The 26,149-nt window shown below is 69.3% G+C and carries 18 protein-coding genes; 6 read left to right on the forward strand and 12 right to left on the reverse strand.

What is annotated here, in order from left to right; translation table 11 throughout:
- Positions 1 to 23: 23 nt before the first annotated feature.
- Entirely contained in the window at positions 24 to 494 is a 471-nt protein-coding gene (locus JIX55_RS14850; protein WP_257563787.1) for a hypothetical protein, read from the reverse strand.
- Positions 495 to 611: 117 nt separating this feature from the next.
- Between JIX55_RS14850 and JIX55_RS14855 the strand changes: the two genes are divergently transcribed.
- The 3 genes from JIX55_RS14855 (at position 612) to JIX55_RS14865 (ending at position 6,647) form a co-directional block, all read left to right on the forward strand.
- Entirely contained in the window at positions 612 to 3,740 is a 3,129-nt protein-coding gene (locus JIX55_RS14855; RefSeq protein WP_257563788.1) for an alpha-N-acetylglucosaminidase, read from the forward strand.
- A gap of 166 nt (positions 3,741 to 3,906) precedes the next feature.
- The gene (locus JIX55_RS14860; protein ID WP_257563789.1) at positions 3,907 to 5,853 is read left to right on the forward strand and encodes a hypothetical protein; all 1,947 of its coding nucleotides are present in this window, start codon (positions 3,907 to 3,909) and stop codon (positions 5,851 to 5,853) included.
- 59 nt (positions 5,854 to 5,912) lie between these two features.
- Positions 5,913 to 6,647, forward strand: a complete 735-nt coding sequence (locus tag JIX55_RS14865) for a TetR/AcrR family transcriptional regulator (protein ID WP_257563790.1) — start codon at positions 5,913 to 5,915, stop codon at positions 6,645 to 6,647.
- Here the strand turns inward: JIX55_RS14865 and JIX55_RS14870 are convergent.
- The 5 genes from JIX55_RS14870 to JIX55_RS14890 all read right to left on the reverse strand — a co-directional run bounded on the left by JIX55_RS14870 (position 6,644) and on the right by JIX55_RS14890 (position 17,209).
- The gene (locus JIX55_RS14870) at positions 6,644 to 7,000 is read right to left on the reverse strand and encodes a 5-carboxymethyl-2-hydroxymuconate Delta-isomerase (RefSeq protein WP_257563791.1); all 357 of its coding nucleotides are present in this window, start codon (positions 6,998 to 7,000) and stop codon (positions 6,644 to 6,646) included. The genes JIX55_RS14865 and JIX55_RS14870 overlap by 4 nt on opposite strands.
- 39 nt (positions 7,001 to 7,039) lie before the next feature.
- The gene (locus tag JIX55_RS14875; protein WP_257563792.1) at positions 7,040 to 8,647 is read right to left on the reverse strand and encodes a fused response regulator/phosphatase; all 1,608 of its coding nucleotides are present in this window, start codon (positions 8,645 to 8,647) and stop codon (positions 7,040 to 7,042) included.
- 142 nt (positions 8,648 to 8,789) lie between these two features.
- Positions 8,790 to 14,228 (reverse strand): pullulanase-type alpha-1,6-glucosidase, encoded by a 5,439-nt coding sequence (gene pulA, locus JIX55_RS14880; protein WP_257563793.1) that lies wholly within the window; start codon positions 14,226 to 14,228, stop codon positions 8,790 to 8,792.
- Between the two features lie 146 nt (positions 14,229 to 14,374).
- Complete coding sequence (locus JIX55_RS14885; RefSeq protein WP_257563794.1) at positions 14,375 to 15,766, reverse strand: alpha-amylase; 1,392 nt, start codon at positions 15,764 to 15,766, stop codon at positions 14,375 to 14,377.
- Positions 15,767 to 16,351: 585 nt separating this feature from the next.
- A complete protein-coding gene (locus tag JIX55_RS14890; protein ID WP_257563795.1) occupies positions 16,352 to 17,209 on the reverse strand; it encodes an oxidoreductase in 858 nt (285 codons plus the stop codon).
- Between the two features lie 74 nt (positions 17,210 to 17,283).
- Between JIX55_RS14890 and JIX55_RS14895 the strand changes: the two genes are divergently transcribed.
- From JIX55_RS14895 to JIX55_RS14905, 3 genes are all read left to right on the forward strand, one after another.
- The gene (locus tag JIX55_RS14895) at positions 17,284 to 17,937 is read left to right on the forward strand and encodes a DNA-binding response regulator (protein WP_443046420.1); all 654 of its coding nucleotides are present in this window, start codon (positions 17,284 to 17,286) and stop codon (positions 17,935 to 17,937) included.
- 223 nt (positions 17,938 to 18,160) lie between these two features.
- Positions 18,161 to 18,421 carry a hypothetical protein gene (locus tag JIX55_RS14900; RefSeq protein WP_257563796.1) on the forward strand — a complete coding sequence of 87 codons (261 nt, stop codon included), beginning with the start codon at positions 18,161 to 18,163 and terminating at the stop codon, positions 18,419 to 18,421.
- 74 nt (positions 18,422 to 18,495) lie between these two features.
- Positions 18,496 to 19,059, forward strand: coding sequence for a hypothetical protein (locus JIX55_RS14905; RefSeq protein WP_257563797.1), 564 nt, complete (start codon positions 18,496 to 18,498; stop codon positions 19,057 to 19,059).
- 68 nt (positions 19,060 to 19,127) lie between these two features.
- Here the strand turns inward: JIX55_RS14905 and JIX55_RS14910 are convergent, their stop codons facing one another.
- From JIX55_RS14910 to JIX55_RS14935, 6 genes are all read right to left on the reverse strand, one after another.
- Positions 19,128 to 19,637, reverse strand: a complete 510-nt coding sequence (locus tag JIX55_RS14910) for a hypothetical protein (protein ID WP_257563798.1) — start codon at positions 19,635 to 19,637, stop codon at positions 19,128 to 19,130.
- Between the two features lie 76 nt (positions 19,638 to 19,713).
- Entirely contained in the window at positions 19,714 to 20,187 is a 474-nt protein-coding gene (locus tag JIX55_RS14915; protein ID WP_257563799.1) for a hypothetical protein, read from the reverse strand.
- A gap of 301 nt (positions 20,188 to 20,488) precedes the next feature.
- Positions 20,489 to 22,156: a glycoside hydrolase family 13 protein gene (locus tag JIX55_RS14920; protein WP_257563800.1), complete on the reverse strand. Its 1,668-nt coding sequence runs from the start codon at positions 22,154 to 22,156 to the stop codon at positions 20,489 to 20,491.
- A gap of 214 nt (positions 22,157 to 22,370) precedes the next feature.
- Positions 22,371 to 23,288: a sugar ABC transporter permease gene (locus tag JIX55_RS14925; protein WP_257563801.1), complete on the reverse strand. Its 918-nt coding sequence runs from the start codon at positions 23,286 to 23,288 to the stop codon at positions 22,371 to 22,373.
- A gap of 13 nt (positions 23,289 to 23,301) precedes the next feature.
- Positions 23,302 to 24,306 carry a carbohydrate ABC transporter permease gene (locus JIX55_RS14930; RefSeq protein WP_257563802.1) on the reverse strand — a complete coding sequence of 335 codons (1,005 nt, stop codon included), beginning with the start codon at positions 24,304 to 24,306 and terminating at the stop codon, positions 23,302 to 23,304.
- A gap of 106 nt (positions 24,307 to 24,412) precedes the next feature.
- Positions 24,413 to 25,684, reverse strand: a complete 1,272-nt coding sequence (locus tag JIX55_RS14935; RefSeq protein WP_257563803.1) for an extracellular solute-binding protein — start codon at positions 25,682 to 25,684, stop codon at positions 24,413 to 24,415.
- Positions 25,685 to 26,149: the final 465 nt, after the last annotated feature.

The raw sequence follows: 26,149 nt of genomic DNA on the forward strand, positions 1-26,149 counted from the left end.
CGAAGCCGCGACCCGCGACGCGGTCAGCCGCTGTGGCTGCCACTGGTGTGGGTACCGCCGTTGTTGTGGCTGCCACCGGGGTTCATGTGCGCGGACCCCTCCTGCATCTCCCCGCCGAGTGTGCCCTGCAGCCCGTTGACCGTCTTCTTCTCGCCGACGGCGACCCACTTGCGGCCGACGAGGTAGTAGCCGCCGTAGTCCTTGGCGCCGGCGAGCCACTCCGCCTGGCCGCGATCGGTGGCGAAGGTCGCGAGGACGAACTTGCCGTCGAAGTCGCCGTCGGTGTTCGTGCAGAGAGCCTGCCGGATCGTGTCGGCGTCCGTCTGCATGTCCGGCTTGCAGCCCACCTCGCCCGCTATGTGCTCCAGCGTCCCGGTCGCCGTCTTGGGGACCGCCGCCTCGGCGTCGTCGGCCGAGCCGCAGCCGGTCAGCGCCAGCAGGGCCGCGACCGCTCCGACCGCGCTTCCCACAAGCCTCTTCCTCGTCAAACTCATTCGTACGTACCTCCAGGTCCATTCCGGCGACGTGAACTCGCCAGCTCCGTGCGCACCGTTGTTCACGGACGGTCGCCCCGTTAGCGTGCCGCCACTGTCGACACAGGGGGCACACAGATGAACAGTCCGTCACGACGCACGGTGCTGGGCTCGGCCGGTGTCATCGGCCTCGGCACCGTCCTGGAGTGGTCGGTACCGGCCCACGCCGCAGAGAGCCCCGGCGGGGGCCCCGCCTTCGATACGGCTCCCGCGCGCTCCGCGCTCAATCGGCTGCTGCCCGGCCACGCCGAGCAGTTCCGGCTCAGTCTCCTCGACCGGAGCGGAACCGTCGACCGATTCCGTGTCACCGGCACCACCGGACGCATCCACGTCCAGGCCACGACACCGGCCACCCTGCTCATGGGCGTCCACTGGTACCTCAAGTACGTCTGCGGTGCCCACCTCGCCTGGAACGGCAGCCAGCTGGACCTCCCGAGCCGCCTCCCCGCCCCCGCCCGTCCCCTGGAGAGATCCACGGCTCTCCCCCACCGCTTCGCCCTCAACGACACCAACGACGGCTACACCGCCCCGTACGCGGACTGGTCGTACTGGGAACACCAGATCGACCTCCTGGCAGCGCACGGCTGCAACGAGGTCCTGGTCATCGCGGGTATGGAGGCCGTGTACCACCGGCTGCTGAAGGACTTCGGCTACTCCGACGAGGAGTCCCGCGCCTGGCTCCCCGCCCCCTCGCACCAGCCCTGGTGGCTGCTCCAGAACCTCTCCGGCTACGGCGGCCCCCTCTCCCCCGAACTGATCGCCCGCCGGGCCGCACTGGGCCGCCGGATCACCGACCGCGTGCGCGAACTGGGCATGTCACCCGTCCTGCCCGGCTACTACGGCCATGTCCCCAAGGAGTTCGTGGAGCGCAACGGCGGTGACGCGCACGTCGTCCCGCAGGGCGTCTGGCACGGCTTCGAACGCCCCGACTGGCTCGATCCACGCACCGACTCCTTCGCCCGGGTCGCCGCCTCCTTCTACGGCCACGCGGAGGACGTGTTCGGCGAGGCGTCCCACTTCAAGATGGACCTCCTCCACGAGGGCGGCACGGCGGGGGACGTACCGGTGCCGGACGCGGCCCAGGGCGTGGAGAAGGCCCTCCAGCAGGCCCACCCCGGCGCCACCTGGGTGATTCTCGGCTGGCAGGAGAACCCTCTCCCCGAACTCCTGGACGCCATCGACAGGTCGAAGATGCTGATCGTCGACGGTGTCTCCGACCGCTACGCCAGTGTCACCGACCGCGAACGCGACTGGGGCGGCACCCCGTACTGCTTCGGTACGATCCCCAACTTCGGCGGACGTACGACGATCGGGGCCCGCGCGCACCTCTGGAACGACAAGTTCTTCGCGTGGCGGGACAAGGCGGACAGCGCGCTGGTCGGTACGGCGTTCATGCCGGAGGCCACCGACCGCGACCCGGCGGCCTTCGAGCTCTTCTCCGAACTGGCCTGGACCCCGAGGAAGATCGACCGGGCGGCGTGGTTCTCCTCGTACGCCGATTTCCGGTACGGCGGCCGCGACGACTCGGCCCGCAAGGCCTGGCGGGCGCTGCACGACACCGCCTACCAACAGCAGGCCGTCGAACGCAGCGACCCGCACGACTCCCTCTTCTGTGCCCGCCCCGACCTCGCCGCGAACCGGGCCGCCGAGTACGCGCCGGGGGCACTGACGTACGACCCGGGCCGCTTCGACGCGGCCCTCGCCGGGCTGCTGGGCGTGACGGGCGGACTGCGCGGCAACGCGGCGTACAAGTACGACGTGGTGGACGTGGCGAGGCAGGCGCTGGCGCACCGCAGCCGCCAGTACCTGCCGCAGCTGCGAGCGGCCTACCGGCGCAAGGACTTGGAGACGTTCCGCGCCCTCTCCACCCTCTGGCTGCGGCTGATGCGGCTGTCCGACGAGGTCACGGGCGCGTCCGCGGCCTTCCTGCTGGGCCCCTGGGTGAACGACGCGCGACTGCTGGCGACGAACGGCGCCGAGCGGGCGGAGTTCGAACGCACGGCGAAGGTCCTGATCACGGTGTGGGGCGGGCGCGCGACCTCCGACACCGGCAACCTGCACGAGTACGGCAACCGGGAGTGGAACGGCCTCATGGCCGACTTCTACGTCCCGCGCTGGCAGAAGTGGCTGGACACCCTGGAGGACGCGCTCGCCACGGGGACCGCTCCGGCGGCCGTGGACTGGTTCGCGTTCGAGGAGCCGTGGACGCGGGAACGGAAGGACTATCCGCTGCGGCCGGTGGGGGACGCGTACGCGTCGGCGGTGCGGGTGCGTGACGTGCTGGCGCGGGCGCCGTACCAGGGAACACTGACCGTCACCGCCGAGCCACCGGTCCTCCCGCCGGGTGGGAGCGGGCGGGTTTCGGCCGAGTTCCGCAACGTCAACGGCCTGCGGGCCACCGGTCGTGTGGACTTCGCCCTCACCGGGTTCGACGGTACGGCCGAGCCCGAGGGGGCGACCTCGCTGGCGAGCGTTCCGGCGGCCGGCTCGGGCACGGTCCGCTGGCGCGCGAACGCCCCGGGTACACCGCTCGACCGCCCGCTGCGGCCCCTCCCCTACACGATCGACGTCCAGTACGGGCCGCGCGGCGAGGAGCGGGTGAACAGCCGCTTCGACGGAACGCTCTTCGAGGCGGCGCCGCTGGATTCGGGATGGAGTACCTACACCAACAACGGGGCCGTCTTCGGACAGCTGGAGGACCGTTTCGCCATCGATGGCGCGGGGGCGGACCTCTGGCGGGGCACGACGGAGTTCGGCACGGTCCACCGGCCGGGTGAGCTGCGCAACGGCACGTCCGTCACCCTCCGGGTCGACTCCCAGGCGGCGACGGGGAACTGGGCGCGGGCGGGGATCGTGGTGCGCAACAGCCTCGGTACGGCCGGGTCGCCGGGATTCCTGAACCTGGCGGTCACTCCGGCGAACGGGGTGGTCCTGTCGTACGACGGCACGGGGGACGGGACGCTCGACACGTATCGGCGGATCACGGGGATCAAGGCGCCGGTGACGCTGCGGCTGACGCGGACGGGGACGGGCTCGTACACGGGCGAGTGCTCCACCGATGAGGGCGGGAGCTGGCTTGCCGTGGCCACGGTGACCGTGCCGGGGGCCGCGAGTGGGGGCCAGGACGTGGGGATGTTCATGAGCGCGACGAACGGAGGGAGCGGGGCGCGGGGGACGGTCGAGTTCAGCGGCTGGGTGCTTGCCTAGCGGCGCCTGACAGCTCGGGAATGACTGCGATCGGGCGAGTGCGAGTCGTACGTGGTTGCTCGCGCAGTTCCCCGCGCCCCTGAAAAGCAGGGGCTGCGCCCCGGCCCGACCCCAGCGGAGCGGAGCGGCGAGGTGACCATCGGACCATTCGCTCGTTTTGCTGAACGTGCAGTCACCGGATGTCGCCCAGCGCCCCGCACCTTCCCGCGCCCAGGAATCGGTCGTGGACGTCGACCAGGCGGAGGCCGCGCTCGTCGAGCACTATCCCCGCCTGGTCCGCCTCGCGTATCTCACGCTGCCCCCGACGCTCGGCCGCAACCGACGCGTACTGACGGCACACGCACTGACGCAACGGGCGTTGCCGAGGGGGCGCACAGCGACGTCGCTCATCCCGGCACAGGTGACGGGGACGGTGGCGGGCCGGGAGCTCAACCCTGGTTATGCCTATGTCCGGCTCCAGGTGATCCGCACCGCGCTGGAGGCAGGCCTCCCCCTCCGCCGCAGGGCATGGCCGAAGCGGTCGCAACTGCCGCCCCTGCTCCCGCAGGTGTGGGGCCTGCGCCTCTTCCCCCGCTCGGGCGGTGCCGACGAACTGGCCCTGGACCAGCGGCTGTCGGCGCTCACCTCCCCGGCCCGCGCGGCATACGTCCTGCGCGGCCTGGAGAGACTCCCCGACCCGGTGATCAAGACGCTCCTCCAGCAGGCCGGCGTCGACAGCCCGGCCGCGGCGCTGAAGGAGGCCGACTCCGTCTCACCGCAGCAGTACCCGCTCCTCTCCTCCCCCGAGTACGACCCCTGCTCGCTGCACGCCCGCCCCACCGATCTGATGCGCCGCCGCCAGCACATGAAGGCCGTGCCGGCCGCCGTGGCCGCGGTGGTCGTGTGCGGAGCGCTTCTCGGCCTGCCCGGCGAGGGCTGGGGCCCCGACGGCGCGGCGGCACCCTCGTACGCGCGGAACCCGGCGGCCCAAGCCGCCCTCGATCCGGCCCGGTTGACGACGGCGACGGCCACGGAGTGGCAGGCGACGGGGCGTACCGACTTCACCACCTGGCCCGCACGCGGCGACCTCACCAAGGACAAGGCCCTGCTGCGCCGCGCACTCGCGGTCTGGGCCCGCCCCGGCGAATCCGCACAGGTCTCGGTCACCCCCGGCACGCCGGCCGGCCCCCCGCCCGGCCCGCCGCAACTGCTGTACGCGGGCAAGGTCGACACCCTCCGGGTGGTCATGCTCTACGACGGTCTGCGCATCGCCCGTTACGCGGAACCCCTCGACGACCCGAACCTGGCCGCCCTCGACCTGACCCGGGTCGACGGCGCGACCGGCGCCGGTGCGAGCGCCCTGGTGCTGGGCCGGGCCGACGGCAACGTCCGCTATCTGGTGGCGCCCTGGGTGCGCGCGGCGGCCGTACGGGATCTGGCGAAGCCCGACGCCGAGGTGCGGGCGCTCACGCTGGCCGAGGACGGGACGACGGCCCTGTTCGCCAGCCCGGCGGTGCGTACCGGGGAGTGCCGGTCGTGGGACGTCCTGCAACTGACCGACGCGTCGGGAGGTCAGCGGCTGCTGACCGACCTGTCCGAGGTGGCCCCCGCGCATCTGACGGTCGGCCGCCCGTCGACCGCGCCCGGCCGTGACGCCTCGACCTCCCCAAAGACCTGGGCGCCCTTCGCCTGCTCGTTGGCGGCCGTTCGGTCGCAGGGCGTGCGGACCGTGAACGCCTGGCAGTTCGCCCGCCAGCCATTGCCCGACGGCAGCGGCAACGCCGACTGGGTGTGCACCCGCACCGAGACCTGGCGGGGCGCGGGCACCCGGTCGCTGACCCAGTTCAGCACCGCGGCCGGCGCGTACATCACGGGGGCCGCCGACGAAACCCCCGCCTGCGGCCCCGCCGACGCCCACGTCCTCGCCGCCGGCCCCTGGAAGTCCGCGACCGGCGACTCGTACCTGCTCGCCGCCGGCAGCAAGGACACCGTCTCCATCGAACTGACCGGCGGGGTGAGCGGCTCGGCCCCGGGCGCCCTCCTCGCCGTACCGGCCGAAGAGGGCGCACAGGCCGAGTTGAGGGGCACGCTGGCGAACGGCCGGGAGATCAAGGGGCTTCAGCCGGCCCAGTGATCGGCACCTCTCCGCGATCCAGCCCCTGACAGGCTGGAATCAATCGGTAAGGTGTTCGCATGAAAACCGGTGAGCGCCGCAGGATGGGTGTGGAGGAGCGGCGGCAGCAGTTGATCGGGGTCGCTCTCGAAGTGTTCGGCCGGCGCTCGCCCGACGAGGTCTCCATCGACGAGATAGCGTCGGCGGCGGGCATCTCACGCCCGCTCGTCTACCACTACTTCCCCGGCAAACTCAGCCTGTACGAGGCCGCGTTGAAGCGCGCCTCCGACGATCTCGCCGACCGTTTCGTGGAACCCCACGAGGGCCCGCTGAGTGCCCGCCTGCTCCGCGTCATGCACCGCTTCTTCGGCTTCGTCGACGAACACGGCCCCGGTTTCTCCGCCCTGATGCGCGGCGGCCCTGCCGTCGGCTCGTCCCGCACCAACGCCCTCATCGACGGCGTACGCCAGGCCGCCTATGTCCAGATCCTGTCGCACCTCGACATCAAGACACCACCTCCACCGGCCCGCCTGGAACTCCTCATCCGCTCCTGGATCTCCCTGGCCGAGTCCACGGCCCTGATCTGGCTGGACGGCCGCCGCATTCCGAGAGAGGAGCTGGAGGTCCAACTCGTCCACGACTTCGCGGCCCTGGCGTCGGTGAGCGCGGCACAGGACGAGGAAATGGCAGCGATCCTGCACCGCATACTCGCCGACGAGCCGACGGACGGCCCGTTCAGCGGCTCCGCCGCGTGGGCGCGTACAACCACGAGGCTCCCTCAGCCGACCTGCCTCAGCAGCCCCAACGGCGTCTAGATCTCGAACTTCCGGTACGAGGGATCAAGGTCCCGCACCTCCGCCGACGCATGAAACGCCAGCCCCTCCCCCACCTTCACGTACTCCCGAAGCAACTCCAGCACGTTCTCCGTCAACGTCACCTTGGTCTCGTCGGTCCGACCCGCGAGCAGCGCGAGCGTGACATGCACGATCGCGTGGCCGTCCGTGTCGGGCCCGACGGTCGTGGCCTCGGTCGCCCGGAACCGCGTCTTGCAGGCCTCCGGCTTCGCGGCAGCGGTCCGCACGACCTCTTCGTGCAGGGCCTTGGCGAACGCGGGGCGGTCAAAGCCCTCGGAGAGTACGGCGGAGTAGTCCACGGTGATCTGCGGCATGGGGCGGCCCTCTACGACAAGGTCGACGACAAGACCCGGTCAGCCTAGCCGCAGGCGCAACACCAGCATGGCGATGTCGTCCTCCCGGTCCCTGCCGAAGCAGTGCAGCAGGGTGTCGCACAACGCGACCGTCCCGGCCGGAGCGTCCGCCGCGGCCGCACGCAGTTGCTCCAGGGAGAGCGAGAGATCGATGCCCCGGGTCTCGACGAGCCCGTCCGTGACCATGAGGAGCCGATCGGTCGGCCGCAGAACCGTCTCCGTGGGCTCGGGCCGTTCGAGGCCGAGCCCGAGGAGCGGCCCGGAGGCCCTCACATACTCGGCCTCGCCGGACTCGCGGACGATCAGCGGCGGTATATGGCCCGCGTTGGCGACCCGGACGCGCCCGCTGTTCGGTTCGACGAGGGCCAGACAGACGGTGACGGTGACGTCGGGGTGGTAGTGCTGGAGCATCCGGTCGAGCCGCTGGGCGAGCGCCGTGGGATCGGACTGCTCCACGCAGTAGGCGCGCAGGGCGTGCCGGATCTCCACCATCACGGTGGCCGCCTCCAGCGAGTGCCCGACGACGTCGCCGACGGCGGTGAGCACGCCGGCGGGGGTGGAGACAGCCGCGTAGAAGTCGCCGCCGATCTCGGTCTGTCGGGACGCGGGGACATACCGGACGACGACTTCGAGGCCGGGGAAGTCGGGCACCCGCTTGGGCAGGAAACTGCGCTGGAGGGTGAGCGCGACATGGCGCTCGACCTGGTACATGAGCAGGGGCTGCGCGGCCAGGGCGGTGGCCTGGGCGAGGCGGGCGACCAGACCCGTGGTGTCGGAGGTCGTGCCGCGGGCTCCGCGCACAGGTGTGGCGACGCAGACGGGCATACCGCTCTCGGTGCGGGCCAGGACCAGGCGGGCGTCCTCGGTGACGCCGGGCCGGAAGAAGCCCGCGGGCCACAGGGGCGCGGGGACGACGGTGTCGTGCGGACCGGGGTTGCCGTCGGTGATCCGGCGCAGGAGCCGGGCCACGGCATCGCGCGCGCCGGCGTCGGGAAGGGTGGTGCGGGCCCTGGGGCGGGAGGTGCCGCTGTAGAGGTGGCCGTCCTCACCGAGTACGAACACGGCGGCGGGCGAACGGGTGAGCCGGGCGGCCCCCTCGGCGGCGGCGCCGGCCAGCTCCTCCAGGGTGCGGGCGGCCTGGACGTCGACGATGGTCTCGGACAGCAGCGTGAGCCGTCGTACGAGGGCTTCCGCGCCGTTGCGCATCCGGGCGCCGCGCACGGCCGCACGTACGACCGCCTGGATCTCCTCGGGTTCGGCGGGCACCGTCAGATAGGCCTCGCCGCCCGCGTCCAGTCCCCGGCAGCGGTCGCTGGGGGCGACGGCGGCGGCGGAGAAGTGGACGACGGGGAGGGCGGCCATCGGGGGCTGGGACTTGAGGCGGCGGCAGAGTTCGAAGCCACTCATGTCGGGCAGACCGACGTCGACGAGGGCCACATCGGGCAGGGCGCCCGAGCGGAGCCGCACATCGAGTTCGGCGAGCGCCTCGCCGGCGCTGGCGACGGGGACGACGCTGTGCCCGGCCCGGCGCAGCACCGCGCCCATCGCGTAACGACTGGTGGCCACGTCGTCGACCACCAGAACCGTGGTGCTTGCTTCGTCGGCCATCAGGCTCATGAGGCTCTCGCGGAACGCCCGGGGACGGGCAACGGGAACGGGGGACGGTGAACCGGGGACGAAGGGACGAGGGATCGTCTTTCAGGTTCGGGTGGCGCAGGCCCTCTCCACCTGCGCCACCCAAACTAGCGCCCTACCGGTCGGATCGTGCGAATACCGCCACGGTCCGCCCCGGAACGACGAATGCCCCCGATTCCGCTTCGTACGACGAGTTCTTGACGGTAGAGTCCGCCCCCGCCGCCTGGATCGGGTGCAGCGCATATGCCGTCCCGGCCAGGTCCGTCACCTTCTGATTCCGCTTCTCCGGAGTGGAGTTGAAGACGACGACCAGGTCGCCGAGCTCCATGGTGATCACACCGGGTGTCTCGTCCGTCCCGGACAGCGGGAAGGACAGTTTCGACTGCACCTGTCCGGCCGTGTCGAGGGAGAACACGTCCTCCGTCGTACGGATCCTCAGCAGGTCCCGGTACGCCGCCGAGGCCCCCTCGATCTGGTCGCAGCCGACTCCGACCTCGGCCGAGGTCAACAGGGGTTTGGCGTAAGGCCACTTGGACCGGTTGTCGGCCGCCATCGGCAGTCCGCGCCCGAAGCCGTTGCCGTCCCGGCAGTCCCAGTGGATCGCGTTGAACCAGTCGCCGCTGTCGTACGAGTTCCGGTCCAGCGACTTGGAGCGCAGCAGGTCGGTGCCCGCCTGGGAGAGCGCCGGGCCCTGCGAGAGGGCGGCCGTCGCCATGGCGAGGACCTGCATACGGGCCCGGTCGGCGGCGCTGGTCGAGGCGGGCAGCTTGAAGGCCAGCGCGTCGAACAGGGACTCGTTGTCGTGCGCGTCGACGTAGGCGAGGGCGTCGCCGGGGGCGTCCGCGTATCCGGCGGCGACCCCGTTGTAGTCGACCTCGGAGCCCTCGACCTCCTTGCCGCTCGTGTCCGTGAACCGGTAGTGGGCGAGGTTGCCGCTCAGGCCGACCTTGATGAGGTCCTGGTAGTGCAGGAGGCGGGCCTTCTGCTCGGCCGAAGTGCCATTGCCCTCCGATGAGTTGGGGTCGGTGTACAGCCCGGAGGCGAAACCCTGGACACCCGGGTCCTCGTCGAAGGGGCCGCCGCCGCGCACGGCGTCACGGGCGCGGTCGGAGAAGGTCGCGATGCCCGTCCCGGCCAAGTTCCGCTGCGTGGCCTGCGTGAAGCGCGCGTCGTCGGCGACCTCGCCGAAGTTCCAGCCCTCCCCGTACAGGATGATCTTCTTCCCGTCGACGCCGTCCTTGGCGAGGGTCAGCCCGTCGAGGGCCTTCCGCACCGCCAGGATGTTGGCCTTCGGGTGGTGCCCCATGAGGTCGAAGCGGAACCCGTCGACCTTGTACTCCCTGGCCCAGGTGACGACCGAGTCGACCACCAGTTTGCCCATCATGGTGTGCTCGGGCGCTGTGTTGGCGCAGCAGGTGGAGGTGGCGACCGAACCGTCGGCGAGGAGCCGGTGGTAGTAGCCGGGGACCACCTTGTCGAGGACGCTCCTGTCGGCCTGGCCGCTCGCCGGGGTGTGGTTGTAGACGACGTCCAGCACCACCCCGAGACCGTCGTCGTTGAGCGCCTTCACCATCCTCCGGAACTCGACCGTCCGCCGTGTCCCGTCCGGATCGGTCGCGTACGAACCCTCCGGAACCGTGTAGTGGTACGGGTCGTAGCCCCAGTTGAACCCGTCCTTCGCCGCGGCCTTGGCCACACACTCCTGCTGCTTGTCGGAGTCGGCGGCGTACGAGCCCAGGTCGCAGTCGACGGTCGCCTGGTCCGCCTTCTTCTCGGGGATGGTGGCGATGTCGGCGACGGGGAGGAGATGCACGTACGACGTACCCGCCTCCGCCAGCTGCCGCAGATGCTTCGAGCCGTCGCTCCCCTTGTCGGTGAAGGCGAGGTACGTGCCCTTGTCCCTCGCGGGCACGGTCTTGTCGTCGATCGAGAAGTCCCGGACGTGCAGCTCCTGGAGCTGCGCGTCCTTGAGCGGTACGGCCTCGGGCTTGGTGTACGACGACCAGCCGCTCGGCGCCAGGGCCTTGTCCCCCAGGTCGACGACGAGGCTGCGCTCGGAGTCGGCGGTCAGGGCGACGGAGTACGGGTCGGTGACCTTGTTGGTGACGACCTCGCCGACGCTCGGCGCCCACACCTTCACGACGTACCGGTAGGCCTTGTTCTTCCAGGACTTCTCGCCGGTGACGGACCAGACGCCGGTGGTGCCGTTCCGCTTCATGGCGACACGGGTGCCGTCGAGGTCGAGCGAGACCTGTTGGGCGGTGGGCGCCCAGACGGCGAGCGTGGGACGGCCGTCGCGGAAGGTCGGGCCGAGGTCGGCGTCCGCCGCGTCCTTGCCGTACAGATCGTCGAGCACGCCGGCGATCTGTACGCCCGTCGCCGCGAGCACCGCCCCGTTCATCGCGCGCTGGGAGGCGACGAGCTGGCCGCGCAGGGCCTCGCGGACCCGGTCGCGGTCGCGCGGGTCGACGGTCCAGGCGGTGTACGCCTTCAGGTGCGGGTACTTCGCCTTCTGGGCGTCGGTGAGCGCCGACTTGGTGAGGCGGAGCCAACGCTCGTCGGTGCTGGTCAGCGCGCCGTCCTTCACGGCGATCGAGCCGGTGCGGGAGTGGAGCAGCTGGGTGGAGGCGGCGGTGTCGTCGCCGTTCCAGACGAGGGTGTTCCGGTCGATCCAGACCGCCTTGGAGGTGGTGAGGTCGAGGGCGGCGGCGGAACCGGCCGGCTGTGGGAGGAGGTACTTCTCCTGGCCGTTCAACAGCCACACCTCATGGCCGTTGGTCCTGAGGTCCAGCGCCTGGTCGGCGGACTGATCCTTCTCGTCGCCCTTGTGGATGATGTGACTGAGGCTGGTGGCACCCTCGGTGAGCGGCACCTCGAAGACCGCGCCGTAGGCGTCCGTCCTCACCGGCTCCAGGGGTTTCGACCAGTCCGTGGGGTTCGCGGCGCCGGACCAGACGTGCAGGCCCCAGCCGTCGTAATTCCCGTCGGCGCGGTGGTAGTGGAGGACGGCCTTGGACGTGTCCTGCTCGGGGTAGTCGGCCGCGGGCTTCTCGGTCCGTACGGCCTCCTTGCCCTGCTCGACCCAGATCTCGCCCGTCCTGGTGACGTCGACCGAACGGTCGGCGGCGACGTCCTTGTTGCCGTCCTTGTCGATGACGAGGTAGCCGACGTTCGAGGCGCCGGGCTTGAGCTTGACGTACGCGAAGGCCCCGTACGCGTCCCGCCCGATGAAGTCGTGCCCCTCCGGCCAGGTCGTCCCCTCGCCGTCGGCGATGTCGCCCCACGCGTACAGCCGCCAGTCGGTGTAGTCGCCGTCCGCCCGCTTGTAGTGGACGATCGCGTAGTCGCGCGAGGAGGCGGTGGGGACCTCGGGGGCGGGTGGGGTTCCGGTGGTGGAGGCCGCCATGGCGCTCGCCGTACGTCCGGCCCGGTCGATCACGACTGCCTTGTAGCGCAAGGCGGTTCCGGGGGCGACGTCCTCCCCGATGGTCTGGGTGACCTTGTACGGGGCGTGGTCGGCGGAGCCCAGCGCCTTCCACCTGCCGTTGCCGATCTGGGCGGCGAAGACGACACGGTTGAGCTGCCCGCCGTCGACGTCGGCGCCGATCTCGACCGTCCCGGTGGCTCCGGTGGCCGGGGCCTTGAGGGTGAGGGACGGCTTGGTGGCGGGCTCGGCGAGCTTGCCGGCGGCCCTGAGGACGATCGCGGAACCGGCCGGGACGGTGACGGTGACCTTCCGGTCGGAGTCGCTCCTCACCTTCGCGGTGGTCCCGTAGACGCCGTTGAAGGTCATGCCGGCCGACCCGGTCGCGAAGGTGGCGGTCCGGGCCTCGTCGGCGTTGTTGAAGGCGACGACGTACTCGGTGCCGGTCTTGGCGTCGGTCCGGGAGAAGGCGTAGACGCCCGGCCCGTCGGCCGCGTAGCGCTCGGTCTGGACGCCGTCGGCCAGGGCGGGGTCGGCCTTGCGGAGCTTGGCGAGAGCGCTGATCTGCTGGTAGAGCGGTGCTCTCGTGTCGTAGGCGTCGTCCGCGTGCGTACGGTCCGTGCCCAGCTGGTCGTCGTCCAGGTAGTCGGCGACCTCCGAGGCGAACAGCGTCTGGCGGGCGTCCTTGTCGCCGCCCGCGCCGGTGAAGCCCTGCTCGTCGCCGTAGTAGACGACGGGGTTGCCGCGGCTGAGGAACATCAGCTCGTTGGCGAGCCTGTCCTTGGCGAGCAGTTCGGCGTCGGTGGCCTCGGGGTTGTCCTGCTTGAGGAAGGTCCCGATGCGGCCCATGTCGTGGTTGCCGAGGAAGGTGACCTGCTCGTACGCGTTGGCCTTGTCGGTCGTGTACTTGTAGTCGTCGCCGAAGACCGAGGCCAGCTTCCGCGCGCTGCCGCCCTGGGAGGCGTACGCCCGAGCCGCGTCCTGGAAGGGGAAGTCGAGCGTGGAGTCGAGGCGGCCCTGGGTGACGTACGGGGAGGTCACGGAGGTGTCGGCGGAGTAGACCTCGCCGAACATGAAGAAGTCGTCGCGGCCCTTCTTCGCGGCGTACGCGTCGAGCGCGGTGGCCCACTGGGTCCAGAACTCCGTGTTGACGTGCTTCACGGTGTCGATCCGGAAGCCGTCGATGTCGAAGTCCCTGACCCACTTCTCGTAGATCGTCTCCATGCCCTCGACGACCTCGGGACGCTCGGTCCACAGGTCGTCGAGCCCGACGAAGTCGCCGTAGGTGGCGGACTCGCCGGCCCAGGTGGAGTCGCCCCGGTTGTGGTACATCGTCGGGTCGTTGAGCCAGGCCGGGACCTTGACGTTCTTCTCGGCGGCCGGGACGACGGGCGTGCGCGGGAAGGAGTCCCGGTCGACGGGCGGAAAGCCGGTGCTCCCGTCCGCGTGGTCGGCGTCGTCGAAGGGCTTGCCGTCCTTGGTCAGATAGGGGAAGGCGCCCTTGGAGAGGTAGTCGTAGGACTTCTCCTCGTAGTCGACGACGTCGGCGGTGTGGTTGGTGATGACGTCGAAGAAGACCTTCATGCCTTTGGCGTGGGCCTTGGAGATCAGGGTCTCCAGGTCCTTGTTGGTGCCGAAGTGCGGGTCGACCTGGGTGAAGTCGGTGATCCAGTAGCCGTGGTAGCCGGCGGAGGCGTTCTCGCCCTCACCCTGTACGGGCTGGTTCTTGAAGATCGGTGCCAGCCAGATGGAGGTCGTGCCCAGGCCCTTGATGTAGTCGAGGCGCTGGGTCAGGCCCTTGAGGTCGCCGCCCTGGTAGAAGCCCTTGTCGGTGGGGTCGTAGCCGGTGGCGAGGCGTGAGCCGGTGAGGCCGCCCTTGTCGTTCGCCTTGTCACCGTTGGCGAAACGGTCCGGCAGAACGAAGTAGAACTGCTCGCGGGTGAGGTCGTGACGGGCGGCGGTCTTCGCCAGCCTCGCGTCGGACGGAGGTGCGGGCGGGGTCGCGGCCCCGGCCGCGAGGGGCTGGACGAGCGCGGCGGTCAGTGCGGTCACGGTGACCGCGCTGACCGCCGCGGCCCGTCCGGCATGGGCGGTACGGCGCCTCGACGGCGTCGGCCATCTCGGTATCACGGATGGACTCCTTGCGATGACGGCTCTGGTGGGTCCGACCCCGCGCGACCGTATCGCCGCCGAAAGCCTTTCAGCAAGAGGCTTGAAAGTAACGGAAAGTACTTTCAGGAAGGTGGGAGAGGTTCATCAAGTGGAGTTGGTCCGCGTCAGCAGGCCGAGCCGCCGGACTTGCCCGTGTAGATCGCGAGGGCGGTGTTGGAGCCGAGGGTGGCGGTGAACTGGCCGGTGCCGTTGACCGTCACCGTCGTGTTGTTCTGCACGTCGCAGTACGTGCCGGCCGCGAGGGAGGTCTGGTACGTACGGCTCAGGCTGCCGGACTCGTGGTTGATGGCCACGAAGCCCTTGCTGCCACGGCCGAAGGCGATGGCGTCGCCGCCGTTGTCCCACCAGTTGGTGACGGACTCACCTCGGGTGGCGTTGCGGAAGGCCACCATGCGCATGATCTCCGGCCACGCGTGCTGACACTTCCAGCCGTCCTGCCAACAGGCGTTGACCGTACCGCCGTTGGGCGGCCCGGCGTCGGTGGAGGAGAACTCGTAGCCGGAGTTGATGTCGGGGGCGCCGTACGGGTAGGCCAGCATGAAGACGTTGGCCATCGTGTAGGTGGCGTTGTCCTTGTAGCTCAGCGTGGAGCCGTTGCGCTCGGTGTCATGGTTGTCGACGAAGACCCCGGCGACGGAGCTGCTCATGTAGCCCCAGCCCTCGCCGTAGTTCTTGAGGTACGCCAGGTTCTCGTTGTTGAAGACCCGCTTGAGGTCGAAGGCGTAACGGAACTCCTGCACATCCCCGTTGCCCGTGTACTCGGTCGGCTGGACGGCCTCCCCGGAGCCGTGGATGGCCTCCTGCTTCCAGTACACGGAGGTGTCGCTCAGCCGCGACTTGATGTTGGCGAGGTCGGCGGCGGGCATGTGCTTGGCGGCGTCGATCCGGAACCCGTCGACGCCGTAGCCGAGCAGGGTGTTCATGTACCCGGCGATGGCCGACCGGACGTACTCCTCACCGGTGTCCAGATCGGCGAGCCCGACGAGCTCGCAGCTCTGGACGTTGGTCCGGCTGGTGTAGTCGCTGATGGTGGCGGTGCAGTCGTCGAAGTCGTAGGACGAGTACAGCCCCGGGTAGGTGTACTTCGTGTACGACGAGCCACCGGTGCCGGTCCCGCTGCCTGCCGACATGTGATTGATGACGGTGTCGACGACGACCTTGACGCCGGCCGCGTGACAGGTACTGACCATGTCCCGGAAGGCGGTGGCATCCCCGAGCCGCCCGGCGATCTTGTAGCTGACGGGCTGATACGACGTCCACCACTGCGAGCCCTGTATGTGCTCGGCGGGCGGCGAGACCTGGACGTACCCATACCCGTTCGGGCCGAGGGTGTGGGTGCACTCCTTGGCCACCGACGCGAAGCTCCACTCGAACATGACGGCCGTGACGTCCTTGGTCCCGGGCGGCGACGCGTACGCGCTGCCACCGGGCACAGCAAGCGCGATCGACGCACCCGCCGCGAGAGCGAGCGCGCCGGAGAGGGTTCTGCTGGCCATGTGGGGTCCTTCTCCGTTGAAGGGGTTGCAACTGCTTGTTGTGGAGCGCGAATGAGGTCGGATTGGCTGGATCGCGTGATGGTCACCTTCCAGGTTTGCGGTGTTCTGGGCTGTTCGGTCTAGGTGGTCGCACGGTCTGGGACGCCGGGTACGGCGCCGGCGTGCGGGGCCCCCGCTCCACCGGAGTGATGGTTCGGGGCCTCTCCGTCGCCTCTGGCTGTACCCACATGGCCAGGTCGCACAGGGAACCGGCCTCCCGGGCCCGGACCACGGACACCCGAACGGTCTTGGGCGTTCCCCCGCTGCCTTAAGGGGAACGGTCCGAAGGGTCCGAGGACCCGAAGAGATCCCGCAAGATCCATTGCCGTTTCTTGCTGCAAGATGTCTGAAAACTTTCAACCGAGAGGACGGTACGAGTCCACTTGTCGCACGGTCAACCCTCCGGGCACACCTTCTTCACCGGCACGAAATCCCTTCGCCGGTACGGGTGTTGGGCGGGGCGAGCTGCCGCGAAGGGAGGCGGGGACGACGAAGGGCCTGCCATCGTGTGCACGCTCGCAGATGGTCACGAGCGGGATCGTCTGCTCAGGCGAGGTCGGAGAGATCCTCCAGCGTGAGGACGATCGAGCCGGCGGCGGTGTTCTCCTCCAGGTGGGCGAGGGAGCCGGTGCCGGGGATGGCCAGGGTGACGGGGGACGAGGCGAGCAGCCAGGCCAGGGCGATCTGCGGGACCGTGGCGTCATGCCGGTCCGCGACCTTGGTGATGCGGTCACCGTTGAGGTCGCTCAGGCCGCCGCCGAGCGGGAAGAACGGCACGTAGGCGATGCCGGCCTCCTCGCAGGCGGCCAGGAGTTCGGTGTCGTCGCGCTTGGCGGCGTGGAAGTGGTTCTGTACGGCTGCGACGGGTGCGATCGTGCGGGCCTCGGCGAGGTGGTCGGCGTTGATGTTGCTCAGGCCGAGGTGGCGGATCAGGCCCTCCTCACGCATCGCGGCCAGCATCTCGAAGCGCTCGGCGACGGATTCGCCGTTCGGCGGCGGCTGTATGCCCCCGATGCGCAGGTAGACCAGATCGAGGCGGTCCACACCGAGCGTTTCGAGGTTCTCCTCGACCAGCGGTCGCAGGTCCGCGGGGTCGGTGGTCGCGGACAGGCCGCCGTCGGGGGTGCGGGCGGGGCCGACCTTGGTCGCGATGACCAGGTCGGCCGGGTAGGGGTGAAGCGCCTCGCGGATCAGGGAGTTGGCTCGAACGGTGGCATCGCCGCTGACGTAGAAGGCGGCGGTGTCGATGTGGTTGACGCCCAGTTCGACGGCACGGCGCAGGACGGCGCGACCGGTCTCGGGATCGCGGGCCGGGCCATGGAAGCTGTTCGTGGGCAGGCGCATGGCCCCGAAGCCGAGCCGGTTGATCGGAAGGTCGCCACCAAGGCGGAAGTCGCTGCTCATGAACTCAGCCTCGGCGATGGCGTGTTCGGGCTGCCAACCTGTGGCAGCTAGCTGCCATCGGGCAGAATGGCGGGGTGGCAGAGATCATGACGATCCGCGGTGACCTGGAGTTCCTCACCCGTACTGGGCACCTGTTCTCCTCCGTCCAGGAGGAGTTCGTCTGCGCCGCCCGTGATCTCGACACCTGGCCCCGTCCCGAAGCCCGGCGGACCACCCGCGACCGGTTGCGCGGCAGCGGAACCCACCGGACCCGCAAGCTGTACAGCCCGGCCGCGCTGCTCGACGAACGCGGCCGCGAGCATCTGAGCGAACTCGCCGACAAGGGCGCCCAGGTGCGGATCGCCGCCACCGCCCTTCCCCACGAGACGATCATCATCGACCGCCGGTTCGCCGTCCTCGCCGGCTTGAGCGCCCCCAGCGGCCGCGAGTACACCCTGACCACCGCACCCACCCTGGTCGGTGGGGTGTACGCCCTCTTCGAAGCCGCCTGGGAGACGGCGACCGACCTCAAGGCCTTCCTGCGCGGCGAACAGCCCCGGCTGGATGCCGAGAGCCGGAAGGTCCTGCGCGCGCTGGGGTCGGGTGCCACCGACGAGACGGCCGCGCGGGAACTCGGCATGTCCCTGCGAACCTACCGACGCCGGGTCGCCGAACTGCTCGACGCGTTCGACGCGGGTTCGCGGTTCCAGGCCGGGGTGCGCGCGGGTGAGCTGGGCCTGAACAGCTGAGGGCTGTCACCGGCCAAGAGAGGTCCCCCACCGCGTCCCGGGCGGTCAAGGTGAAGGCTCCATCGGCTCACGTTGAGCCACCGCACCCGACAGTTCACCCGATATTCACCCAAATGTCGCCACGACGGGCCCCCTCAACGGCTCCCGCCTATGGTTGAGACCACGTTTTAGCCCCATTCCTCAGCGGCGCCGCCCGGCACGCACATGAAAGGTGGCTCGAGTAATGGATGGTCCTCTTCGAGAGCTCGCCCAGCGCAAGGTCGGCACCCAGGACTTCGATGTCGGCCTCTCACGCGACCCGAAGATCGACCTGGACCATCTCGACCACTCCACTGAGCTTTCCGGAACCGAATCAGAGGAGGAATCACCCGCTGATCACTGCGCTTCCCTCTACGACGCCATACGAGACATGTGCATGTATGGATCGGAAATAGAGGAAGAAAAACGCAGAAGCAATGCTGGCGGAATTCCGCGCAGATCATGAGGAGGGTGCGGTGAGGAGAAACTGGGCCGCGTGAAAGCGGCCCCAGGGAGTGGCCGCCATGGGCGGAGGCTTTCATGACCATGGAACAGCCGAAGGATTTTGGCTCATACCCGGAGGAACCCCGTGGGCGCACCCTGGGCGACAAGTACTTCAAGGAGTTCGTGGGGCTCGTGCATGTGAGCCTGAGGAGCTGGTGGTGGGGGGAGCCCCTGGCCGCCTCCTGCGGCGCGGCGGGCGGTGCCTGGCTCGGTCACGACGGCGACCTGCCGATGGACGAGACCCTGGGAGTCGCCGTCTCCATGGTCGGTGTCATCATCGGGTCCGTTTTCGCCATCCTGGCGATGATCACGCGCGCCTGCGACACCGCGTTCCTGCGGAAAGCGAGAAAAGCGCGCATCCTGCCGATCACCAACTACTTGTGGCCGTTCTTCACCGCTATCGCCATGGCTGTTCTGTCCACTGTTTTCCTCCTGGTGGTGGCAGGAGTCTCCGAGGAGGCCCCGACACCGTTGCGCATGATGGCCGGGGCGGCGGCGGGCTTCTGCGTCCTGTGGACGCTGGCCAGTCTCCTTCCCGCCCTGGGGGCGCTCATCGTCTTCGCCCGCCTCATCGAGAAAACCTCCGGAATAGGCGACTGACGACAGCGGAAAACGCACCGGTGCGGGGACGCGAACAGCGTCTCCCGCACCGGAAAGTGTGCTCCGCGTCATTCGTCGACGTTGAGCTCCAAGTGGACGTGGCGACCGTCCAGGGTGATGTAGCCGTCACCGTAGGCGGAGCGGTAATGGCCGGTGCCGCCGGTGATGGCGGTCTTGGCCGTCACCCGCTTGTGCGGGACATAGGTGATCATGTCGCTGAGCGTCAGCGTCCCCTTTTTCAGGCGCAGAGTCCGCGTGCACTGTGCGGTCACCGCGCCGTGGTGGCGGCTCACCGCGCTGCACTCCGACTGCCCGTCACCGGCACGCTCCAGCGACTTCCTGTCCGACTTCTTCGTGTTCTTCGCCTTCTTCTCGGAGTACAGATCCAGGTAGGTCACCCAGCTGTCACCGGGCCGGATCTCTCGGGGTGATGTGTCGAGCCAGCTGACGCCCGTCAACTCGACTCTCTCGATGTCGTTGTCCTTGTCCTTCTCCTCGGCTTGTGCCAGCGACGGAAGAAGGGCCAACGTGGTGGTGAGTGCGGTGACGACGACCCCACGGACAGCCGATGTGATCACGGAACCTCCAGGCCGAACAGAGTGCCCAGGCCTTCCAGAGCGTGGGCGAGTCATTCCTACGGGCGAGGTGCGCCCGTCAGTCATCGACGTAGAGGTCGAGGTGGACAAGGTCGTCCTTCAGGGTGATGTAGCCCTCTCCCTCGGCATCGTTGTAGATGCCCGTGCCGCCCACGATGGCGGTCTTGGCGGTGACGGGCTTCTTGCCGTCGCGGGTGATCATGTCGTGGAGGGTGATCTCCCCCTTCTTCAGGCGCAGCACCCGCGTGCAGTGAGTGGTCACCTTGTGGTGCGCGACCTCGACGGCGCTGCACCGCGAGCTGGCGTCCCCGGCGTACTTCTTCTTGGGCGTGTACAGGGTGTAGTAGGTGACCCAGCTCTGACTCGGCTCGATGTGCTTCGGGCTCGTGTCGACCCTGGTGACGCCCGTGAACTTGATCCGAACGATGTCCTCGTCCCCGACGTCTGCCGAGGCTTGCGTGGACAGCGGCAGAATCAGTGCGGCGGTCAGGGCACCGGCGGTCACGGCGCGGCGGACAGTGGCAGAGGGCATGCATCCTCCCGGAGGTCTGACTGCGGTGCCCGGATCAAGCGGACACCGGCGAGTCATTCCATGCGGCGGACCCCTGCCGGGCAACGCGCCTGGCGCGGCAGGGCCGCAAATCCCACTCGGACAGAGGAACGATCGGCCAGGGTCGACAGCGGGGGGAGAGCTGCTCCAGCGTCGGCCGTGGTCGGCAGGCGGCCGGGGGGGTCGGACGTGCTGGTAACCGCGGCAAGGCCCGCCGCCCCGAACCGGGCGGCGGGCCCTGAGGCGACCGCCGGTGCCTGTGAGAACCGTCCTCGCGGGATCCTCAGGCCGTCGTCCACCACACCGTCGTGTCCCCCGGCAGCTTCGCCTCGTCCTCCGCCACCGTCACCTCACCGCTGGCGATCAGGACCCGCCCGTACGCCGGGACCGTGACCGCCTCACCGGTCGTGTTCGCGACGCACACGAAGTCCCCCCGGCGGAAGGCCAGGACACCCGCAGGCACCTTCAGCCACTCGACCGAGTCGCCCGCGCCGAGGCCGGACTGCTCGCGGCGCACCGCCAGCGCGCTCCGGTACAGCTCCAAGGTCGAGCCCGCCTCCCCCGTCTGCGCCTCGACGCTCAGCTCGCCCCACTCAGCCGGCTGCGGCAGCCAGGAGCCGCCCGCCCCGAAGCCGTACGACGAGCCCGTACGGGTCCACGGGATCGGGACCCGGCAGCCGTCGCGGAAGCCGTCCTGGCCGGCGCCGCGGAAGTACGCCGGGTCCTGTCGGACCTCGTCCGGGAGGTCCACGACGTCCGGGAGACCCAGTTCCTCGCCCTGGTAGACGTACGCCGAACCCGGCAGCGCCAGCATCAGCAGCGAGGCCGCCCGCGCCCTCCGCAACCCCAGTTCACGGTCGCCCGCCAGGCGGATCTGGGTGCCCAGGCCCGGCTCGTTCGCGAAGCGGGTCGCGTGGCGGGTCACGTCGTGGTTCGACAGGACCCAGGTGGCGGGGGCGCCCACCGGGCGCATCGCGTCCAGCGTGCGGTCGATGACGACCTTCAGTTCCGTGGCGTCCCAATCCGTGCCCAGATACTGGAAGTTGAAGGCCTGGTGGAGTTCGTCCGGGCGAACGTAGTTCGCCGTGCGCTCGATCGTCGGGGTCCAGGCCTCCGCCACGAAGATGCGCTCGCCCGCGTACTCGTCCAGCACCAGGCGCCACTCACGGTAGATCGCGTGTACGCCGTCCTGGTCGAAGAACGGCATGACATCGTTGCCCAGCAGTTTCAGCTGGTCGTGGGCGCCCAGGTCCGGAAGGCCGTCCGCCTTCACCAGGCCGTGGGCCACGTCGATGCGGAAACCGTCGACGCCCATGTCCAGCCAGAAGCGGAGGATCGAGCGGAACTCGTCGCCGACCGCCGGGTGCTCCCAGTTGAAGTCGGGCTGCTCGGGGGCGAAGAGGTGCAGGTACCACTCGCCGTCGGCCACCCTCGTCCACGCCGGGCCGCCGAAGATGGACTCCCAGTCGTTCGGGGGGAGTTCGCCGTTCGCGCCCTTGCCCGGGCGGAAGTGGTAGCGGTCGCGCAGCGGGGAACCCGGGCCCTCCGCCACCGCTCGCTTGAACCACTCGTGGTGGTCGGAGGAGTGGTTCGGGACCAGGTCGACGATGATCCGCAGGCCCAGCTCGTGCGCGTCGCGGATCAGCGCGTCGGCGTCGAGGAGGTTGCCGAACATGGGGTCCACCGCACGGTAGTCGGCTACGTCGTAGCCGGCGTCGGCCTGTGGGGAGGCATAGAAGGGGGACAACCAGACGGCGTCCACGCCCAGGTCACGCAGGTAAGGGAGTCGGGAACGTACGCCCTCCAGGTCGCCCATGCCGTCGCCGTTGCTGTCGGCGAAGCTGCGCGGATAGACCTGGTAGATGACCGCGTCGCGCCACCAGTCGCTGCGCTGGGCGACGGTGGCGACGGCGGAGGTCGGGGCCGTGTCGGCGGAGTGCTGCTGGCTCATGGCGTCCTTGGAACGATGGGGGCGGGGTCATGGGAGGACTTGGTGTGTACGGCGGCGGATGATGACGAGGCGGCCGCGGTGACAGCGGGGTCGGATGGCCGCCGCGACCGCCTCGGGTCTTCGGGAGGAGGGGGCATGAGCGCCCCTTCCGGAGCGCGGGGCACGACCAAGCCGCGGACGACCGACGGCCCAGCGCGCCCCTCGCAGCGAAGCGTCACCCCTTCGTGCCGCCCGCCGTCAGGCCGGTCACCAGGTTCTTCTGCACAAGGTAGAAGAACGCGGAGACGGGGATCGCGACCAGTACCGCGGTGGCGGCCATCAGGTTGCGCTGGGCGTCGTGTTCGCTGACGAAGCTCTGCAGGCCGACCGCGAAGGTGTACTTCGTGTCGGACAGCATGAACGTCGAGGCGAAGGCGACCTCCCCGAACGCGGTGATGAAGCTGTAGAACGCGGCGACCGCGAGGCCCGGCCTGGCGAGCGGCAGGATCAGCCGTGCGAACGTGCCGAAGGGGGTCAGCCCGTCGACGCGTCCCGCCTCGTCGATCTCGAACGGGATCGTGTCGAAGTAGCCCTTGAGCAGCCAGGCGCAGTACGGCACGGCCGTCGAGCAGTAGACGAGGACGAGTCCGAGGTAGCTGTCGATGAGCTGGAGTTCCGACAGGATCTCGTACATCGGCACCATCAGTACGGCGACCGGGAACATCTGCGTGACCAGCAGCACCCACATGAACTTGCGGTAGCCGGGGAAGCGCATGCGCGAGACCGCGTAACCGGTGGTCGCGGCGATCAGCACCCCTATGACGGTGGTGCCGAGCGACACGACGAGCGTGCTGACGAGCCAGTCGAAGAACGGCGTCTCCTGAAGGACGAACGAGTAGTTGTCGAGCGTCATTTTGCCGAAGATGCGACCGGGATGCAGGTAATCGTCCTTGTCCGGGCCCAGGGACAGGAAGACCAGCCAGGCGATCGGGAAGAGCGCGGCCAGGCTCGCCCCGGTGAGGATCGCGTGCGCGGCGAAGGAGCCGGCGAAGCTGTTCTCGCCACGTCGGCGTGTCCTGCGCGGGGGCGCGCCCCCGGCGGTCCCCGCCGGGGAGTCCGCCGGAGCCGTGGTCTTGACGGTCGTGGTGCTCATGGGGGCTCCTGCCTCAGATCGCGAGCTGCTGCTCATCGCGGTTCAGCCAGCGGCGGTAGACGGAGGTGAAGACGATCAGGATGGCCAGCAGCAGGATGCCGTAGGCCGCCGACTGCGCGAAGTCGCGCGGCTGCTGCCCGAAGCCGAGGTAGTACGCCCAGGTCACGAGGATCTGCGCCTCGGGCGCGGTGTCGCCGAACAGCAGGAAGATGACGGCGAACTGGTTGAACGTCCAGATGACGCCGAGGAGTACGACGGTGGAGCTGACGGACCTCAGGCCCGGCAGGGTGACGTAGCGGAAGCGCTGCCAGGCGCTCGCGCCGTCCATCTCGGCGGCCTCGTACAAAGACGTGTCGATGGACTGCAGTCCGCCCAGCAGCGAGATCATCATGAACGGCACACCGCACCACGTGTTGACCATGATCGCGGCGAACCGCTGCCAGAAGGTGTCCTCCAGCCACAGCGGGGCCGGCAGGTGCAGCGCTTCGAGGCCGGCGTTGATGATGCCGCCGTCGGCGAGCATGAACCGCCAGCCGAAGACGGTGACGAAGGTGGGCACCGCCCACGGCAGGACCAGGATCAGCCGGTAGAAGGTGCGGCCGCGCAGCTTCTGGTTGAGCAGCAGCGCGAGGCCGAGGCCGATGACGTAGTGCAGGGTGACGCAGAGCGCCGTCCAGACGATCGTCCAGATGAAGTGCGACCAGAAGCGGTCGTACGACGTTGGGCCCCACAGGATGTCGGCGTAGTTGTCGAAGCCGATGAACTCGTAGGTGGCCTCGATGTGGTTGACGCCGATCGTGCGCGCCGAGTTGAGGCTGTTGGCGTTGGTGAGGGTGAGATAGAAGCCGCGCGCCAGCGGATACAGCACCAGGACGCCGAGCACGACGACCACCGGGGCGATCATCGCGTACGCGTACCAGTACCGCTGGTACGACTGCCTCAGACGCGTCAGCCGGCCGGGGCGCCCGCCGGGTTCACCTCGGCGCTTGCCGGTCGCTCGGTCGATGGCGACTGTCATCGTTCGACACCTTCTGGAAGATCGCTGGGAGAGCGGGGAAGTACAGGCCGGTGACCGCCGCATCCGTCCCCCGTGGGACGGAGGAGGACGCGACGGTCACTCGGAGTCACTTGCTGTAGTCCGGGACCAGCTTGGCGATGGCGGTCTCCGCGTTGCTCAGGCCCTTGTCGAGGGACTCCTTGCCGCCGGCGATCGCGAGCAGCTCGGTGTCGAGCGGGCCCCACAGGGAGCTGTACTCGGGCAGCTCGGGGCGCGGCTGGGCGGCGGCGAGGACGGTCTGGTAGCCCGCGATGCCCGGGTCGGCCTTGATCTCGGCGGTGTAGGCGTCGTCACGCGTGGGCAGCGTGGAGTTCTTCAGGGCGATGGTCTCCTGGGACTTCGCCGAGGTCATGAAGTTGACGAACTTCAGCGACGCCTCCTGGTGCGCCTTGTCCGAGCCGGCGTAGACGGAGAGGTTGTGGCCGCCGGTCGGGGCGCCCGCCTTGCCGGTGGAGCCGGCCGGGACGGTGGCGATGCCGAGGTTGGCCTTGTCCTTGAACGCCTCGCCCTTGTAGAAGTTGGTGATCTCCCACGGGCCCTGGATGATCGAGGCGACCTTGCCGTTGACGAAGGCGTCCTGGATGTGGGCGTAGGCGTCGGCGGTGGTGTCGGCCTTGTGCAGGCCCTTGCCGTCGAAGAGGTCCAGCCAGGTGCCGTACGCCTTCTTCGCCTCGGCGGAGTTGACCGTGATCTTCTTGGCGGCGACGTCGACGGTGTCGGTGCCGTCTCCGTAGAGGAAGGACTGGGCGTAGTAGGCCTGGGTGGAGCCCCAGTAGCCGTCGACGCCGGTCTTGTCCTTGATGGTGGCGGCGGCCTTCTTCAGGTCGGCCCAGGTCTTCGGGGCCTCGGTGATGCCGGCCTTCTCGAAGAGTTCCTTGTTGTAGACCAGCGCGAGGGTGTCGGTGACGAACGGGACGCCGTAGGTCTTGCCGTCGTACTGGGCCTGCTTGATCAGGCTGGGCTGGAACTTGTCCTGGTCCGCGAGGGCCTCGGTGCCGTCCAGCGGCAGGAAGAAGCCCTTCTTGGCGAAGGCGGGCGTCCAGCCGACCTCGGAGCGCAGGATGTCAGGGGCTCCGGAGGCGCCGGCGGCGGTGTCGAACTTGTTCTGCGCCTGGTCGAAGGGCACGTTGACGTACTTGACCTTGATGTCCTTGTTGGCGGCCTCGAACTCCTTGACCAGGGCCTTGTACGTCGGTGCCTCATTGGTGGCGTTGGAGGTGTCCCACCAGGTGAGGGTGACCGGACCGCCGGCCGAGTCGCCGCTGTCGCTTCCGCCGCAGGCCGTCGCCGTGAGGGCGATCGACGCCACCAGCGCGGTGGCCGCTATGCCACGCCGCATGAGATCTCCTTGAGGGTGAAAGCCCGTGTGCTGGGAGCAGGGCCCCGCCTGCCGCCCGAGCCGATGTGCCGACCGCGCCGTTGCCGCCGCCGGGCGTGGCCGAACGTAACAGCGATGTAAGCCGGACGAAAGACCTTGCTGCAAAAAAGTGCAAGAACCGGTGATGGTTACGCCGACGTGACCTGTGCTCGACCACCCCGAAACCCTGTATCCAGGCCGCTCAACGAGCATGGTGGCAGCCATGAAAGACTCTGCAAGCTCTTGCCACGACGCACGCGTACGGCAATCATCACTCCGTCAGCCTCTTGCGGATCGCGGATTGCGGAAGCCCCCTTTCCCGCGCATGGGCGCCCCACGGACACCGACCAGAATCACGAGGGACCGCGATGACGCAGCAGCCCGCAGCGGGCCGCACCCCCGCCCGCACCCGGCGCCGGGCCGGTGGGCAAGCGGACACCCGGCCGG

The sequence above is a fragment of the Streptomyces sp. DSM 40750 genome, assembly GCF_024612035.1.
Lineage (GTDB): Bacteria > Actinomycetota > Actinomycetes > Streptomycetales > Streptomycetaceae > Streptomyces.

What these genes read in the sequence shown, in the direction of transcription:
- JIX55_RS14850 (WP_257563787.1), bottom strand. Translation starts at nt 494, where the DNA reads ATGAGTTTGACGAGGAAGAGGCTTGTGGGAAGCGCGGTCGGAGCGGTC.
- JIX55_RS14855 (WP_257563788.1), top strand. Translation starts at nt 612, where the DNA reads ATGAACAGTCCGTCACGACGCACGGTGCTGGGCTCGGCCGGTGTCATC.
- JIX55_RS14865 (WP_257563790.1), top strand. Translation starts at nt 5,913, where the DNA reads ATGAAAACCGGTGAGCGCCGCAGGATGGGTGTGGAGGAGCGGCGGCAG.
- JIX55_RS14870 (WP_257563791.1), bottom strand. Translation starts at nt 7,000, where the DNA reads ATGCCGCAGATCACCGTGGACTACTCCGCCGTACTCTCCGAGGGCTTT.
- JIX55_RS14875 (WP_257563792.1), bottom strand. Translation starts at nt 8,647, where the DNA reads ATGGCCGACGAAGCAAGCACCACGGTTCTGGTGGTCGACGACGTGGCC.
- JIX55_RS14885 (WP_257563794.1), bottom strand. Translation starts at nt 15,766, where the DNA reads ATGGCCAGCAGAACCCTCTCCGGCGCGCTCGCTCTCGCGGCGGGTGCG.
- JIX55_RS14890 (WP_257563795.1), bottom strand. Translation starts at nt 17,209, where the DNA reads ATGAGCAGCGACTTCCGCCTTGGTGGCGACCTTCCGATCAACCGGCTC.
- JIX55_RS14900 (WP_257563796.1), top strand. Translation starts at nt 18,161, where the DNA reads ATGGATGGTCCTCTTCGAGAGCTCGCCCAGCGCAAGGTCGGCACCCAG.
- JIX55_RS14905 (WP_257563797.1), top strand. Translation starts at nt 18,496, where the DNA reads ATGACCATGGAACAGCCGAAGGATTTTGGCTCATACCCGGAGGAACCC.
- JIX55_RS14915 (WP_257563799.1), bottom strand. Translation starts at nt 20,187, where the DNA reads ATGCCCTCTGCCACTGTCCGCCGCGCCGTGACCGCCGGTGCCCTGACC.
- JIX55_RS14920 (WP_257563800.1), bottom strand. Translation starts at nt 22,156, where the DNA reads ATGAGCCAGCAGCACTCCGCCGACACGGCCCCGACCTCCGCCGTCGCC.
- JIX55_RS14925 (WP_257563801.1), bottom strand. Translation starts at nt 23,288, where the DNA reads ATGAGCACCACGACCGTCAAGACCACGGCTCCGGCGGACTCCCCGGCG.
- JIX55_RS14930 (WP_257563802.1), bottom strand. Translation starts at nt 24,306, where the DNA reads ATGACAGTCGCCATCGACCGAGCGACCGGCAAGCGCCGAGGTGAACCC.
- JIX55_RS14935 (WP_257563803.1), bottom strand. Translation starts at nt 25,684, where the DNA reads ATGCGGCGTGGCATAGCGGCCACCGCGCTGGTGGCGTCGATCGCCCTC.